We start from the raw sequence: 15448 nt of genomic DNA on the forward strand, positions 1-15448 counted from the left end.
TAATGTTTGTATTTCAATATCAAAGTATTTGAGTTATAAAGACGGATACTTATTTACTATCTAGCCTTATATTTTTTTTTTATTTTTTCCTTAGCAAATTTAATTGCTTTAATTCCGCAAAAACATAACGAGAAATAAATTAAAAATGTTTTTTTAAATGAACTGAGTAAAATTCGAAGCAGAATAAACATTAAAGCGACATTAGAATTTTCAAATCATCTTTAAGATAGTTCGAGAATTGTACTGTTAGGGTTGCACTATTTAAATAAACTTCTGAGCGGCAAGAGGACTCGAACCAGCACCAAACAAATCAAATTAAATTATTCGCAATTTGACAACTATCAAATACATCTGATAGTAAAATCAACCACACTCTTTTCGCAACTCCACAATCGCCGGTCAAAACAAAAATAAAATAAACACAAAGCTAACTAACTAACTAACTAACTAACTAACTAACTAACTAACTAACTAACTAACTAACTAACTAACTAACTAACTAACTAACTAACTAACTAACTAACTAACTAACTAACTAACTAACTAACTAGGAAAAAGCTCCAAAAAACTAAATCTAAAACCAACCTAAAAAACCAAATCTAAAAACCAGCCCTAAAAAATAACATCATATAAAAACTTTAATAAACAGACATCCAGTCCTGTGAGTGGCAGACCCGCTTGAAGAAACTGCGCACAAATACCTCCAAAATCCGGCACCCCTTGACAGGACAGGGATTTTTGCCTAAATTTGCCTTACGAATCCCGAAGAAATTAAACGATATTTTGACAATACGTCTCCTCCTTTACAGGTCGATTGGAAACCTTGGTCAAAGATTACCGATTCCCAGCTTTTTTTAAAAAGCTGCTATACAGGAATCAGGACTTTCAGCGGACCGTTGGAAATGTCCCCCGCCTGTAAAGAAACCCCCCAGCCCGGGCAGACATCGGATCTTCATGGAGAAAAGACCTAGGCATATTATTGCTATATTTGCCTAAAAAGCCTGCAGGCTGCACCAAGACCAAAAAGGATGCAACAGCGCCGTTCGGATTATAGAAGCAGGCCAAGAGTCAAAACCAATAAGCCATTAACTCCAATGCATGATATATTCAAAAACCATATAGCCAAGTTCGCACAGGTCACTGACGATGAATTCGAGCAGATCATCAAATTCTTCGACATCAAGAAAGCGGCCAAAAAAGAAAACCTGCTAGAAGAGGGACAGATCTGCCGGCACCATTACTTTGTTTTGGAGGGGCTGCTCAGAAAATTCTACATCAACGAGAAAGGCACCGAGCAGACCACTGAATTTGCGATAGAAACCTGGTGGCTAACCGATAACTTTGCCTACGAGAACCAGCTCGCGACAGAGTTTTATATTCAGGCAGTGGAAAAATCCACACTGCTCTGCATCACTCCCGAGAAGCGGCAGAAGCTGCTGGAGGAGTTTCCGGTGATGGAGCGCTATTTCCGTTTTGTCTACCAGCGGGCTTATGCTGCGGCCCAGAAACGCATCAAATTCCTTTTCTCGTTCTCAAAAGAAGAATTTTATTTTCAGGCAGTCCGCAACCACCCTGAATTCATCCAGCGTGTTCCCCAGTACCTGATCGCTTCCTATCTGGGATTCACCCCCGAATATTTGAGCGAGATCCGAAGAAGGCTTCTTTCTTAAACTGGTTTAAGTTTTTTCATTTTCTTATCCTGCAATTTTGCATTGAAGAATTTTAAAAGAACAATACCATGCAAAAACGACTAAACATCAAACAGGCCGCCCCTGATGCACTGAAAGCGATGATCGGCCTTGAAAGCTATCTTTCAAAGATTTCCATCTCCAAGACAGCCAAAGAACTCATAAAGATCCGCGCCTCGCAGATCAACGGCTGCGCCTACTGCATCAACATCCATACCCAGGACGCGGTTAAAAACGGCGAGACAAACCAGCGCATTTTTCTTCTGAGCGCCTGGAGGGAAGCGGGGGATATTTTTACAGAAGAAGAAAAAGCAGTGCTGGCGATAACGGAAGAAATAACATTAATACATCAACAGGGATTATCAGACCAGACCTATTCAAGCGCCGTGCATTTTTTCAGCGAAAAACAGATTGCAGATATCATAACTGCCGTAATTACCATCAATCTTTGGAACAGGGTTGTACTGAGCACCCGACTGCCTATAGGACAAAGTCTGGCATAAAACTGCAAGCTAATGCGGGCTTAAAAAGACTCCATACAAAACCTTAGAATTATAATCAGGTCTGATAATAATGAGCCCGTTTGTTTCGGGCTCATTTCTTTTTCATGAATACCAAAGCCAATCAGCAGCATCACAGTTCAAAAATAAGAACTCAGCCCCCGGCAGCATATGACTAAAATAAAAAAAGATTTCTTCTAAAAACTGCCTTTTAGCTCGGCCTTCCCTTTCAACAACCCAATTAAAGCATATCTAAAAAATCCCTTATAAATAGACTCAAAAAGCCATATTGACTATGTGGAGTTGATAACATGTATGCCACAAACATTTGAGGCGAATTTACAGTTTTTTTTCAGTGAGGAACGTTTTGTGGTACAATCATCGCACATCGAATTCTGAATAGGATATACTAAATAAAATCAATACTTAAAAAGACTAAATTCGAGTATATTAAATCGGACCTATAGCCTGCGACCAATTTTTCAAATACTCCTCCCTTTCAGCCAACCTCCCCTTCACTGGTCAAAATAAAAAAAAACTACAAAAGAAGAAAAATTAACTAACTAACTAACTAACTAACTAACTAACTAACTAACCAACTAACCAACTGGAGAAATTTTCTAAATAACAAGTATTAGATCCCCTGATCTTATCCGGATAATTACTAAAAGATTCTATCCTCTAACCGGCCCTGCCTTCACCGGACGAAGCCGTTTTGGGCCTGATCATTAAATTATTGATAATATAAACGGAAAAGACTTTTTAAAATCAAGCATCTTGTTTGAGACCGATTAAGGCTGTCTTGACCTTACTGCGGTAATTGACATTTATGACAGCACAGGTCAGCCTCTTTTTGCCACAAAAAAATGACAATTTTACCAATAATCCTCCATTTGAAATTTTGTGGCAGAATCGTGGCTTATCACTCTTGTCATCAAGCTTAAATCATTAAAATCAAAGTCTTCGCAAATTAGGTTCGAATGGCGGAGCGAATTTAATTCTGCTTAAGCAGTTATTTCATTTCTATAATCATTTCTGCTTCAACGGCCATGTTCTGCGGAAGGGTATACACCCCCACGGAAGTACGCGCATGCCTGCCCTGCTCACCAAACACTTCAATTAATAAATCTGAAAAGCCGTTCATTACTTTTGACTGCTCAGTAAACAAATCGGCAGTATTTACATAACCGTTTACCTTTACTATTCTTTTTATTTTATTGAGGCTTCCAAAAGCACCTTTAAGTATCGCCAGCTGATTTATAGCCGTTAATCTGGCGGCTCGGTAACCGTCATCAGTGGTGAGTTCCTGTCCTACTTTGCCGACAATGTATTTCCCATCTGCTTTAAGCGGTCCTCTTCCCGAAAGGAAGACCAGATTTCCAACTTGCACCATATCCACATAACTTCCTAAGGATTCTTGTATTTGGGGCAATTGAATTCCTAACTGACTTAATTTTTTCTCCGGACTCTGTGCTGACAAATTAAAACTCAATAGTCCTAATGCAAGCATTACTATATTTTTCATTATTTCCCTCTTATAATTATCTAAAAAAGAAAGCCGTCTTTAAAAGACAGCTTTCCTGATTTTGTTTTTACTTATTTTATGAATTTGATCAATTCGGCATTAAATTTTGGAAGCTCTTCAATAAACAAGGCATGACCGCTTTTCTCGAATGGAACCAAAGTAGAATTGCTAATTGATTTGTGCATTTGCTCAGCTAATTCGTAAGAACAAATTTTGTCCTGTGTTCCGTGAAGAATAAGAGTTGGAATTTTGATTTTTTTCAAATCTTCTCTTAAATCTGTATCACGAAGTGCTTTCATAGATTCAGCCATTGCATAGGGAGAAGCCTGCGCCTGAATAGTTCCCAGCCATGCACCTTGTCCTGCAGATACGCTTGTTTCATTGGCCGGGAAAATTTTTCCAAAATTCTCAAACAATTGTGGTCTGTTGGTATTATTAAGGGCAATAAGACCATTTACATCTTCTTTTGTCCAGAAACCATAGTTAAAGTCAGCTCTTTTTGTCCATAAAGGCGCTGCCGCACCAAACAATGCCAGTTTTGAAACATGGGCCGCATTGTATTTTGCTGCATAGTGAATAACTGTCGCACCTCCCATAGAGAATCCACCGATAGTTGCATTTTCAATTTTAAGTTTGTCCAGAATCACTTTGATATCATCTGCATAAACATCATAGTTATACGCCCCGCCCGGTTTGTCTGATAATCCAAAACCTCTTAAGGTGATTCCGATAACGCGATATCCTTTCTGGATAAGTTCTGCATATTGGTATTCGTACATCGCATCGCTCAATGGCCATCCGTGAATTAGTACAACCGGTTTTCCTTCTCCTAAATCCGTTACATGCAGTTTTACATTTTTTTCTACTTCAATATATTCTTCTCTTCCAAGGCTTGCCGGTTTTCTTTGGCTTTGAGAGAATGCAGTTGTTACTGCTGCTAAAAAAATGGCGAAGCTTGTTGTTAAGATTGTTTTTAAATTGGTTTTCATTTCTTTTGTGTTTTAATTATTATTTAAAGTTTTTATTTTTTTTATTTCTTATTGACCGGACAAAATTGCGGTTTCTTTAATTATAAATCAGATTAATAATTTTATGTTGTTATAAATTTTAATAATAATCAGCTCTTTACTTTTGCATTACCAAAACTGGTTTTCCTTTTTCTACTATATATGTTGCCAGCTCAGAAGCTTTTACATGGCTGTTATTTCTTGCTGAGTGAACTACGCCAGCCGGAATAAAAAGTACTTCCCCAGCCTTTAACCTAACAGCAGACTGACCTTCAACTTCATACTCTAGTACGCCATCAAGGACATAAATAACCTCCTCACCGGGGTGAGAGTGTTTTCCAAAAGCGGTATGAGCTTCAAAATCGATGCGTGCCTGAACCGTTTGGTATCCCGGTACAGTAAGATCGTAACGTTGTAAATCTGTACGTTTTATTCCTGATTGCTGAGCAGAAACAGTACTTGTAAGAATCAATGCTAAAAAGCTGAGAGCAGAAACTGCGGCTGATGCAAAATTTAAAGTTTTCATATTGTATAATTTTATGTATTTGTTTTATTAATTTCCTTGTCAAAAGTACCATGGCATTACCTGCATTGAACTAATAATATTGCCCAGATGGACAAACTGAGAAATGAAGTGGACAAAAGCGGCGTTATGAGTATTATGAATAAAGCAATCCTGTAAAACTAGCTGTAATAAGATTCTCCTTCTTTCCATATACCCATTATAGACAGAGAATCTGAAATATTTTTAGTAGGATCACCTTTTACTAATAACAAATCAGCTCTCATTCCTTCAGCAATTAATCCTCTGTCCGATAAATTAAATCTTTTGGAAGTTACCGATGTTGCAGATTGTAATGCTTCAATGGGGCTTAATCCGGCTTGTACCAACAGCTGCATTTCGTGATGAACGCTCACACCATGGGCAAGACCTCCTAAATGGGGCATCGGTACTGAAACGTCTGTTCCAGCAAGTATATCTACTCCAGCATCATGCAAATCCTTCACATTATTAAAGTTATCCTCCATACTGCCTTCTGGAAAAGTATTGAAACAAGAACACATTGTCATTTTCCAGTCTTCATTCAATTTATTTTCAACTCTTTCATCATGTGCAACATGACAGGCAGAATTTCCTATAATCGATGAATTCAATACCAGGCAGGGTGTTACGAAAATTCCTTTGCTGGCGATGGCTTCAATAAGATCTTGCGTCCAATCTGGTCTGTCAATAAACAAATGTGCCAAACCATCAACACCAATTTCAACCGCCGTTTTTGCCGCCTCTGCTGTTAAAACGTGGGCTATGGCAATTTTGCCTAATTTATGAGCTTCGTCTACCGCTGCCTGTAATACAGGAGTTTCAATGAGAGGTAATCCAGGTGCATTCATTACAGTTCCTTCTTCAATCATTATTTTAAAATAATCAGCGCCGTTATTTACCTGACGACGCACAAAATCTATCGCTCCGTTAAGTGAAGTAACATCTGCACTTAATTCTTCTTCTTTTTTTTGAGCCTGGTGGGCAGCTGCAAAAACGGCCTTTTCTTCTTCAGTCATTTTCTCCATTTCTTTTAAGACAAATTCAGGAATGCCGTCACCTTTAGGAATAAGTTCGTCAGGATGACCGCCGGGAGCTGTCAGGCCCATACCAGCAGAACGCACATCGGCAGCACCGGTAACTCCTATTAATTGGCTTTCACGTCCTTTACTTGTAAATCCTCCCATCATTTCCAATTCGGTAGTTATACCAAATTTTAATGCATCTTTTAAAAACTCTACAGAGGTATGCACATGGGCATCTATTAAACCAGGCAGCAGAGTACAGCCTTCACCGTCAATCACATCATCTATGTCAGCTGGTAAGTCATTTAAAATTGAAGTAATTACCCCGCCACTAAAGACAACTGTTTTTTTACCAATTACATTTTTGCCATCAAATACATTGGCATTGATGATGGCTTTACTTTTAGTATTAGTCATTTTGAATCGTTTAAAATAATTTTCCGACAAAGTTATCTAGTCAATAATGATTAAAATAGCTACATTTGGCACAATAATAGCTCTAAAAGGTCATTCTAATGAAATTACATATAAAGGAAGAATTCGGTTTCTTAGCGGGTTTTGCCGATTTATTAGGCACAGAAGTAAACAATGGAATATTAGTGATACCCGATAATAAAGGGAAAGGCTATTTAAGAGGATTTAGATTAGACAATTCCATAAATATGCTTGTAAGTTTTTATGAGTTTAATGACAATGTGCTTGCGAAAAGACTAGGAGGTCAAAATACACTGAATCGAATACTATTTTCTTTCAATACTATTTTTCCTGATGCTGATTCAAAAAACAAATATTCAGGAAATCTTCCTTCAATTCAAATTTTTAAGGGAAAACTTAATATTGAAACATTCTATCCGGGCAGAACTAAATTCAATTCTATTTTCATTGGAATTGATTCCGATAAATTAGCCAAAACTCTAGGAGTGAATATTCACAATGAAATTTTCAGAAATATTATTACCAGCGAACAGCCGATTTTATTTGAAGAGCTGCTTTCGCCAAAAATTCAGCAGGTGGCCATGGAAATTATTCAGACTGACGTTCCGGATTCCCTGACTGATTTCTTTTTTAAAATCAAAGCCGAAGAATTAATATGCCTGACTCTAAAAGAGCTTTTTAAAAGAGAAAATCCAACTACACACGCACTAAATCAAATTGATGTTCAAAAAATTTATAAGGTGAGAGATCTAATTTTGAATAACATTGCTGTGGCTCCAGTTATAAAACACCTGGCTTCAGAAGTAGGGATGAGCGAATCAAAGTTTAAAAGATTATTTAAACAAATTTTTGGCGACAGTTTGTTTAGCTATTACCAAAAGTTCAGAATGAAGGAAGCTTCACGATTGCTAAAAGAAAATAAAATGACTGTTTCAGAGGTTGGCTTTAAGATGGGTTTTTCTAATTTAAGTCATTTTGCCAAAGCTTTTGAACAACATATTGGAATAAAGCCAAAATCATTCCAAAAACTAAAATAGAATTTAAGAATAGACCGGGTTTTCGACAGCCCAAAGTTTTATAAAGTTCCCTGAGCAGCCTGAAACTAAAGCAGCCAAATCAATTAAATGATCGCGCAAGGTCAAACACGCAGACTATAAAGCAGTTCTTTACTCCTTTCCGACATTCTTTTCCGAAACAAAAAATAAATTTCTGACTGGACCCAATAAGGCTTTTGCCCAGTGCAGAAGAAAGACTTTTTTCAGCAGCAGCACAAAAGCGTTAAAAGAATTTGGTTTCTGCACATAAAGGTCCGCCCCCTTAGCAAAGGCATCTTCAATATCCGAAGGATGGTCCCAGGTGGAGAGCATAACGGTGGGAATGCCGCGAAGCTCATCGTCTTTCTTTATTTCTTCCAGCGCCTTTTTACCCCCTTTAACGGGCATATTGACATCTATAAAAATAATATCGGGATCGCTCTGGGATTCATCCCTGAGCGTATCGAGGAGCTCCTGCCCGTTTTCAACAGTCGTTACCTCAGAAGCAATCTTCGCTTCATCCAGGGCATCGATGAATAATTCCTGGTCTTCGGTATCATCCTCGGCCAGCAGAATTTTTACCGGCTCTTTTTCTTCTGGGCTTTCAGTATCCTGATTATCAACACTTATCATATCAAGCAGTTTTGCAATGTCTAAATGTACTAAAAATGTCCAAATGAAATTATATGCTGTAAAAAGAATACTCCCATGATCTCATTTTACAAACCCTTTTAAACTCTGCAGTATAGTAAAATAAGGTATCCCAATACCATAACCCCCAGCTGTAAAATAGTTGCGAGCCAGCCCATGTTGTCCGCTGTATCCTTAAATGAGTTTTTTAAGCATGCCGTTAAATATAAAACCATGGAATGGCAAGACAGCATACCAGTAGATTCTGCCCATAATACCGCGCGGTTTAAAAGTGGCCGCCTGATACAAGGTATTGTTGATTATTTTAAATTCCAGCCACGCTTCGCCGGGAAGTTTCATTTCGGCATATAAAACCAGTTTGCCCTGCTTCTTATCGGCGTATACCACCCTCCAGAAATCCAGTGCATCTCCTGCATGTATTTCCTTTTTATGTGTCCTTCCCCTCCTTGTGCCTACACCGCCAAAAATCTTATCGATGAACCCGCGCAGATCCCAAAGCCAGTCGGCATAATACCACCCTGTCTCCCCGCCTATGGACCAAACTCGTGCAATGGTATATTCCCTGTTTATGATTGCTCTTTTTCTCCTGTCAATATAACATCCCTTTTTTGGAACCTTCAGGTATTGGGAAACATTTCCCTTAAACTGTCCGCTGACACGGGAGTCTTTCCAGCTCGAGATGATATCATCATCACTGATCTTTTTCAAAGCCCTCTCTAGTGCCTGACGGTAAGCAATAGGTGTAACTCCCAGTAAATTATTAATTCTGTTATCTCCGCAGATGACTTCTACTTTCATGCTGCTAACCAGCGCCGAGGCCAGCTTAAAAGAAGTTGACGTCACAAAATACAGCCAGTAAGACGATAATTTCGGGGTCATCACCGGTACGGTGTAAATGTATCTTTGGAGTTTTTTTACTCTGGCAAACTCCAGCAGCATTTCCTTGTAGGTCAAAATATCAGGTCCCCCGATATCAAAACTTTCATTATAAACTACCGGGTTTAACAGCGAGCGGATTAAAAATTCCAAAACATCGCTAATAGCAATCGGCTGGCATTTTGTATTGAGCCATTTAGGGGTAACCATAATGGGCAGTTTATCCACCAGATCGCGTATTATTTCAAAAGAGGCACTTCCTGATCCTACTATTATTCCCGCCCGAAGTACAGTTAATGGCACTGCTGCGGTCTTTAAAATATCTTCCACCGCCTTTCTTGATGATAAATGTTTGGATAGTGATTTATCATTTACAATTCCGCTCAGGTAAATAATTTGTTTTGCATTTGTCTGGTTTATTTTTTGAGTGAAATAATGTGCCGAAATGCTTTCCAATTCATCATAATTGGAAGCGCCGGACATGGAATGGATCAGGTAAAAAGCTGCATCTATATCATCAGGGATATTTTTAAGACTTTCCGGATCCAGAAAATCAGCTTCAATGACCTGTATTTTATTTTTAAACTGTTCAGGAAAATAAAACCTGTTTTTATCCCGGACGCAGCAGACCACCTCATTTCGGTGATCCAGGAGCAAGGGCAGCAGCCTCTTGCCGATATAACCTGTAGCACCTGTTAATAAAATTTTCATCTCTGAGCTGTTTTACAATTTAAAGCTTACCAAACCATAATCCATCGCGAAAATCTGGCCTGAAATTGATGCTGCATCTTCAGAAATAAGATACCCTGCCATGCGGGCCACCTCTGCGGGCTTGAGGTAATTTTTCAAGGGGTGGCGCTCGATCATATTTTCTTTCATACGGTCGTTTCTTAAAATAGATTCCGACAAAGAAGTCTCTGTAATAGTCGGGGCAATACCATTTATACGAATTAACGGGGCAAGTTCAGCACCGAGCGATTTAACCAGACCCTCCACTGCTGCCTTAGAGGCTGCAATACTGGAGTGAAAAGGCATTCCGAGCTTTGCCGCAACGGTACTGAATAAAACAATAGAAGGTTTTTCGCCTTTCTTTAACGCAGGCAGATAATGCTGAATCACTTTGACGGCACCCATCACGTTAATTTCAAAATCTTTTCTGAAATCATCCAGGCTTAAGCCCAGAATGGGTTTGAGGTTTATGGACCCCGGACAATACACCAGGGCATCTATACTTTCAAATTCAGGCAAAGCATCACGGAGCACATCAACTGAAAAATGAATTAAATTTGGATGGGTAATATCGGGAGCTGTTCTGCTGATATTGATTACCTTATAATTTTCCAGCTGCTGCACTAAAACACCATTACCGATTCCTTTACTGCCGCCAACAATTACAATAGTTTTCATTTTTTTAAGATTAGAATTAAAGAACCGTTCTGATTGTTTATGCTATGATTTTCAATTAAATAAGATAGTATTTATAAAATATCAAAAGGACCAAAAGCGGTATTTCATATAAGATGATATCTTAATGTTAAAGATAATAATTGTTTAACTATTTTTAATAAATATTAAACAAAATAAAAACTATTTTATTTAACTTCGCTATGCTCTCCTTAATTCCCGACTGGGAATCCCGAAAAAAAAGCAATTATGAAAAAAGTAAAACGGAACTTTGCCGATCCTGACCTGGACCGCATCATTGAAATGGCATGGGAAGACAGAACTCCTTTCGAGGCCATTGCCTGCCAGTTTGCATTTCAGGAGGCTGATGTAAAAGCCTTAATGAAGAAGGAACTCAAACCCTGCAGCTATAGACTTTGGCGCAAAAGGGTAGAAAACTGTCAAACAAAGCATCTTCGGAAACGCAGTGCGGGAGTTAACCGCTTTAAGTACAGTGAGCAGCGGACCATTTCCAATAACAAAAAATCAAACCAGAAACAATAGAGACAATCTGTATTATTGGAATTATGATACAAAATGCAGAATTCATGTAACCCTAAACTCCTAAAAAATAATAGCTTCGCCATTAAAATATACCAAACAAACCTAACGCTATGTACCGAAATCCTGCGCTATTACAAAATATAATTGATGCTATTCCCTTTCCCATCGGGGTATATGTGGGAGATAATTTAGAAATTGCACTGGCCAATGATGCCATGATCAAAACATGGGGCAAAGGAAATGATGTACTTGGAAAAACCTATCTGAGTGTTGTTCCTGAAATTGAAAACCAGCAGATTCTCGATGAGGCCCTTGGCGTTTTTAAAACCGGAACAGCTTTTCATGCTGTGGGCAGAAAAGTAGATCTGGTCATGCAGGGAATTATGACCGAATATTACTTTAATTATAGTTTTATTCCGCTTTTTGACGAGCATGGAAAAGTCTATGGCGTGCTTAACACCGGCGCTGACATCACAGATCTGCACAAAGCAAAAGAAGAAACCCTGAAAGCAAATGAAAAATTAACCATAGCCATAGAAAGCTCCGGGATAGGAAGTTATGAAATAGACCTTGAAACCAAAAAAATCAAGACTTCAGCAAATTTCAATACGATCTGTTCCATTGGAAGCGAAACAACAAATGACGATTTAATTGCAAAGCTGCACCCAGAGGACCTTCATGCGCGCGAAAAAGCCCATCAGCAGGCGGAGGCAACGGGAAAAATATGCTATGAGGCTCGGATTTTAAATGATGACGGCTCCTACCGCTGGGCTAAAATCAACGGAAAGATTATCAAGGACAAAGACGGGTCTGCAAAGACCATCATTGGTATTGTTCAGGATATACACGAGCATAAGGAATTTCAGGAGGAACTAAAAAAGCAGGTCGCAAGCCGTACAAATGAGCTCACGCGTTCCAATAGTGATCTGATGCATTTTGCCAGCGTAGTGAGCCACGATCTTCGAGAGCCGCTGCGAAAAATTAAATTTTTCAATACACTCTTACGAAATGACATAGAAGAAAATGTTAATGAAAAATCTAAAAAATACCTTCATAAAGTAAGCCAGTCTGCCCAGAGAATGGAAAATATCATAGAGGGAATTTTGACCTATTCCACCCTTGACAAAACTTCACAGGTTATAGAAACAATTAATGTTAATAAGGTTATTGAAGACATAAAAATAGACCTTGAGCTCATAATAAGGGAAAAAGGTGCTATTTTAGTTACTTCTGATCTTCCCGAGATTCAGGGAGCGCCGATTTTAATTAACCAGCTTTTCTATAACCTCCTGCAAAATGCCTTAAAATTTTCCAAAGCGGACCAGCCTCCAAGGATTATCATAACAAGCAGCATCATCAATAGTGACGGCCAGGATTTTGTACAGATAAAAATAAAGGATAATGGTATTGGAATTGAGGCTGAATTTGCAGAAAAGATTTTTACGGCATTTGAAAGACTGCATTCCAAAGACCAGTACGAGGGAAATGGCCTTGGGCTTGCCCTGTGCAGAAAGATTGCCGAAAGGCATAATGGTAAAATAACTGCAGCCGGGGAAAAGGACAACGGCGCTGAATTTACGGTGACCCTTCCTTTACAACAAAAAGCCGATACGCTGTAGAAATTGAAATTTACAACCAATCCATTAGAGGAATTTTACATAGATATTAAGTACAATTGAAGACAATTGACGCCATTTATTGTTTAACTTTATTTAACATGCTTATTTTGAATCATTTTCATTTTATTTTCATTTTATTTTCATTTTAGTTTCATTTTAGTTTCCGACTCTTCTTTAAGACCGCTTTGCTTTTTTATTTAAATAGAGAATTTTGAAAAAACTTGAAAATACAAAAGAATTAATTAAACTTAGCTCTGAACTTTAAAGGTGTTGCATTTGTTTTGTTTTTGAAGAATTTACTAAAGCTCTGAAGGTGTTCGAATCCCAGTTCATACGCAATTTCACCAATTGACAAATTAGTGGCAGCAAGTTTTTCTTTCGCTTTTTCTATGAGTTTATTGTGAATATGCTGCTGCGTATTCTGACCTGTATGAAGCTTCAGTAAACTGCTTAAATAATCTGAGGAAACATTCATATTATCAGCAACGGTCTGGACAGAAAGAAGATTTCTTTCATCCCGGTTTTTATCATCAAAATAATTATTCAAAAAATCTTCCACTTTTGATAGTATTTGATGACTGCTGATTTTTCTTGTAAGAAACTGGCGGCTGTAATATCTGTCGCAATATTTGAGCAGCAATTCTATCTGCGCAATTATTAAATCTTGCGTAAATCTATCAATATTGGTATGGTATTCGTCTCTTATATTTTCAAAAATACTTACAATGGTATTTTCTTCTTTTTCAGAAAGAAATAGTGCTTCATTAATTGAATAATCAAAAAACGTGTAGCTCTTAATATTTTTTGCTAATGATGAATTCCATAAAAAGTCTGGGTGAATTTGCAATAAATACCCCGTGCCATTATGTAATGAATCAGGATCCTGCTCCAGTCGCAGGACCTGCCCTGGTGCTATAAATGACATTATACCTTCGTCAAAATCGTAAAGCTGCTGGCCATAATAGAGCTTGGCTCCAATATCCCGTTTTAAAGCAATAGAATAAAAATCCATCACCATGTTTGTCGTATTTTCATCATCCGGGAATTTTACCTGTGAATAATCGACCAGACTTACTAGTGGATGTTCCGGCTTTGGAAGACCTCTAAACCGATGATACTCTGTGATGCTTTTTATTCTAATTACTTCCATAGCTGCAAATTTACAGTTTTTTGACACTCTTAATTCTCATGGGTACTTTTAAAAGTATATTCAAAAAATTATTAGACAATATGCTATTTGATTTTTATTGCTTGCTCTGCATTACAAGACCAAACCAGTCTTCTAAATGCCAGGTATGGGTCAGTTTACCATTTTTCAAATAATGAAATTCGTGCAGCGCTACTGTTACTTTCTTATTCGTTGGAGCAATTCCCATAATTTCATTTACATGCGTAAACTGCATTGAAGCTCTTACCGCTGCACGCTCATGGCTGCCAAATATCTCATGAATTACAATTTCTATATCGGGACATAATTCGAACAAAAATTTCATAATTGCCTGCAGTCCTTTTGGATTATCTTCTTGCTGCGGTGCCAGTGGAATATCTTTCCAGTCGGGCATGCAGATTTCATCCAGTACTTCTGGCTTTTTAAGGTTCCACGCTGCATAAAACCTTTCAATGGTATTTATTTCCTGTTTCGTCAGAGCTTTTACAACTCCATTATCTTCTTTTTCCATTTTATATGCTTCTAATTATCTGTAAAATTCAGTTTTTCAACAATATGCTAACTATTTTTAAGCTTGATCATAAATTTGAACCTCCCGAAATTTCGATACGCTGCGCATTAATCCACCCGCCGGCATCACTGCATAAAAAGGCTACCACTCCTCCAATATCCTCGGGTACTCCGACTCTTCCAAGAGCCGTTTGCGAGGCCAGGTATCGGTTCATTTCTACATTATCTCGTACCGCACCTCCCATAATATCAGTTTCAACAGCCCCCGGAGCAATAACATTTACTCGTATGTTTCTTGCGCCAAGTTCTTTTGCCTGATATTTTGTCAATGTCTCCATTGCTCCTTTTAGTGCCGCATAAGCTGCAAATCCCGGCGTGGCAAAGCGGGTTAGTCCAGATGAAACATTTACAATTCCTCCGTAAGCTCTTACTAAAGGCAGTAATTTTTGAGTAAGGAAAAATGGGCCTCTAAAATGTACATTTTCCATTTCTGTAAATTGAGTTTCAGTGATAACATCAAAATTTGCATAGTGAATAAACCCAGCATTATTGATCAGATAATCAATACCATCTGAGTTGAAATAATTGTTTAATTGGTCTTTAAGATTTTTTTCAAAAAAATCAAAACTGGAAAAATCTGAGACGTCCAATGCTATAGCGGCCGCTTTTTGTCCGAGATCATGAATTTGTTTTACAACATTTTCTGCTGCTTGTTTTTGAGTGTTATAGGTTAAAACTATATCCAATCCGTTTTTGGCAAGATTTACAGCCATGTCTTTTCCAAGACCGCGGCTCCCTCCTGTTATTACTGCAATTTTACTTTGTGATGACATAATGATTATTTTAGTATTATTATGCTGCAAATTTGCGCAGATACAGGAAAGAAAATTTAGCCAAAACCATAATTTAAGTAGCCAAAAAC

The 15448-nt window shown here is 38.0% G+C and carries 16 protein-coding genes; 6 read left to right on the top strand and 10 right to left on the bottom strand.

Annotated features, from left to right (window positions below):
• The first annotated feature begins 770 nt into the window (after positions 1-770).
• The 3 genes from FJOH_RS27430 to FJOH_RS19340 all read left to right on the top strand — a co-directional run bounded on the left by FJOH_RS27430 (position 771) and on the right by FJOH_RS19340 (position 2191).
• Positions 771-971, top strand: a complete 201-nt coding sequence (locus tag FJOH_RS27430; protein WP_394330589.1) for a DUF6965 family protein — start codon at positions 771-773, stop codon at positions 969-971.
• Positions 972-1094: 123 nt separating this feature from the next.
• A complete protein-coding gene (locus tag FJOH_RS19335; RefSeq protein WP_044048396.1) occupies positions 1095-1670 on the top strand; it encodes a Crp/Fnr family transcriptional regulator in 576 nt (191 codons plus the stop codon).
• A gap of 68 nt (positions 1671-1738) precedes the next feature.
• A complete protein-coding gene (locus FJOH_RS19340; protein WP_012025713.1) occupies positions 1739-2191 on the top strand; it encodes a carboxymuconolactone decarboxylase family protein in 453 nt (150 codons plus the stop codon).
• Between the two features lie 1009 nt (positions 2192-3200).
• On the opposite strand, the gene FJOH_RS19345 is transcribed toward FJOH_RS19340, so the two are convergent.
• From FJOH_RS19345 to FJOH_RS19360, 4 genes are all read right to left on the bottom strand, one after another.
• Positions 3201-3713 carry a RidA family protein gene (locus FJOH_RS19345; RefSeq protein ID WP_012025714.1) on the bottom strand — a complete coding sequence of 171 codons (513 nt, stop codon included), beginning with the start codon at positions 3711-3713 and terminating at the stop codon, positions 3201-3203.
• Positions 3714-3784: 71 nt separating this feature from the next.
• Complete coding sequence (locus tag FJOH_RS19350; protein WP_012025715.1) at positions 3785-4702, bottom strand: alpha/beta fold hydrolase; 918 nt, start codon at positions 4700-4702, stop codon at positions 3785-3787.
• 136 nt (positions 4703-4838) lie between these two features.
• Positions 4839-5246, bottom strand: coding sequence for a cupin domain-containing protein (locus FJOH_RS19355; RefSeq protein ID WP_012025716.1), 408 nt, complete (start codon positions 5244-5246; stop codon positions 4839-4841).
• A 158-nt stretch (positions 5247-5404) separates the two neighbouring features.
• Entirely contained in the window at positions 5405-6703 is a 1299-nt protein-coding gene (locus tag FJOH_RS19360) for an amidohydrolase family protein (RefSeq protein ID WP_012025717.1), read from the bottom strand.
• Between the two features lie 98 nt (positions 6704-6801).
• Between FJOH_RS19360 and FJOH_RS19365 the strand changes: the two genes are divergently transcribed.
• Positions 6802-7758, top strand: coding sequence for an AraC family transcriptional regulator (locus FJOH_RS19365; RefSeq protein ID WP_012025718.1), 957 nt, complete (start codon positions 6802-6804; stop codon positions 7756-7758).
• A 129-nt stretch (positions 7759-7887) separates the two neighbouring features.
• On the opposite strand, the gene FJOH_RS19370 is transcribed toward FJOH_RS19365, so the two are convergent.
• The 3 genes from FJOH_RS19370 to FJOH_RS19380 all read right to left on the bottom strand — a co-directional run bounded on the left by FJOH_RS19370 (position 7888) and on the right by FJOH_RS19380 (position 10689).
• Positions 7888-8388 (bottom strand): response regulator, encoded by a 501-nt coding sequence (locus tag FJOH_RS19370; protein WP_012025719.1) that lies wholly within the window; start codon positions 8386-8388, stop codon positions 7888-7890.
• Positions 8389-8580: 192 nt separating this feature from the next.
• Positions 8581-9993: an SDR family oxidoreductase gene (locus FJOH_RS19375; RefSeq protein WP_012025720.1), complete on the bottom strand. Its 1413-nt coding sequence runs from the start codon at positions 9991-9993 to the stop codon at positions 8581-8583.
• Between the two features lie 12 nt (positions 9994-10005).
• On the bottom strand, positions 10006-10689 hold the full coding sequence (locus FJOH_RS19380) for an SDR family NAD(P)-dependent oxidoreductase (RefSeq protein WP_012025721.1): 684 nt from the start codon (positions 10687-10689) through the stop codon (positions 10006-10008).
• Positions 10690-10935: 246 nt separating this feature from the next.
• Between FJOH_RS19380 and FJOH_RS19385 the strand changes: the two genes are divergently transcribed.
• Positions 10936-11229: a TIGR03643 family protein gene (locus tag FJOH_RS19385; protein WP_012025722.1), complete on the top strand. Its 294-nt coding sequence runs from the start codon at positions 10936-10938 to the stop codon at positions 11227-11229.
• 110 nt (positions 11230-11339) lie between these two features.
• On the top strand, positions 11340-12848 hold the full coding sequence (locus FJOH_RS19390) for a sensor histidine kinase (RefSeq protein ID WP_012025723.1): 1509 nt from the start codon (positions 11340-11342) through the stop codon (positions 12846-12848).
• 238 nt (positions 12849-13086) lie between these two features.
• Here FJOH_RS19390 and FJOH_RS19395 read toward each other — a convergent pair whose 3' ends face one another.
• The 3 genes from FJOH_RS19395 to FJOH_RS19405 form a co-directional block, all read right to left on the bottom strand.
• Positions 13087-13998, bottom strand: a complete 912-nt coding sequence (locus FJOH_RS19395) for a helix-turn-helix domain-containing protein (protein WP_012025724.1) — start codon at positions 13996-13998, stop codon at positions 13087-13089.
• Positions 13999-14092: 94 nt separating this feature from the next.
• The gene (locus FJOH_RS19400; RefSeq protein ID WP_012025725.1) at positions 14093-14527 is read right to left on the bottom strand and encodes an ester cyclase; all 435 of its coding nucleotides are present in this window, start codon (positions 14525-14527) and stop codon (positions 14093-14095) included.
• Positions 14528-14594: 67 nt separating this feature from the next.
• Positions 14595-15359, bottom strand: a complete 765-nt coding sequence (locus FJOH_RS19405; RefSeq protein WP_012025726.1) for an SDR family NAD(P)-dependent oxidoreductase — start codon at positions 15357-15359, stop codon at positions 14595-14597.
• Positions 15360-15448 lie beyond the last annotated feature (89 nt).

The organism is Flavobacterium johnsoniae UW101, from assembly GCF_000016645.1.
Taxonomy (GTDB): domain Bacteria; phylum Bacteroidota; class Bacteroidia; order Flavobacteriales; family Flavobacteriaceae; genus Flavobacterium; species Flavobacterium johnsoniae.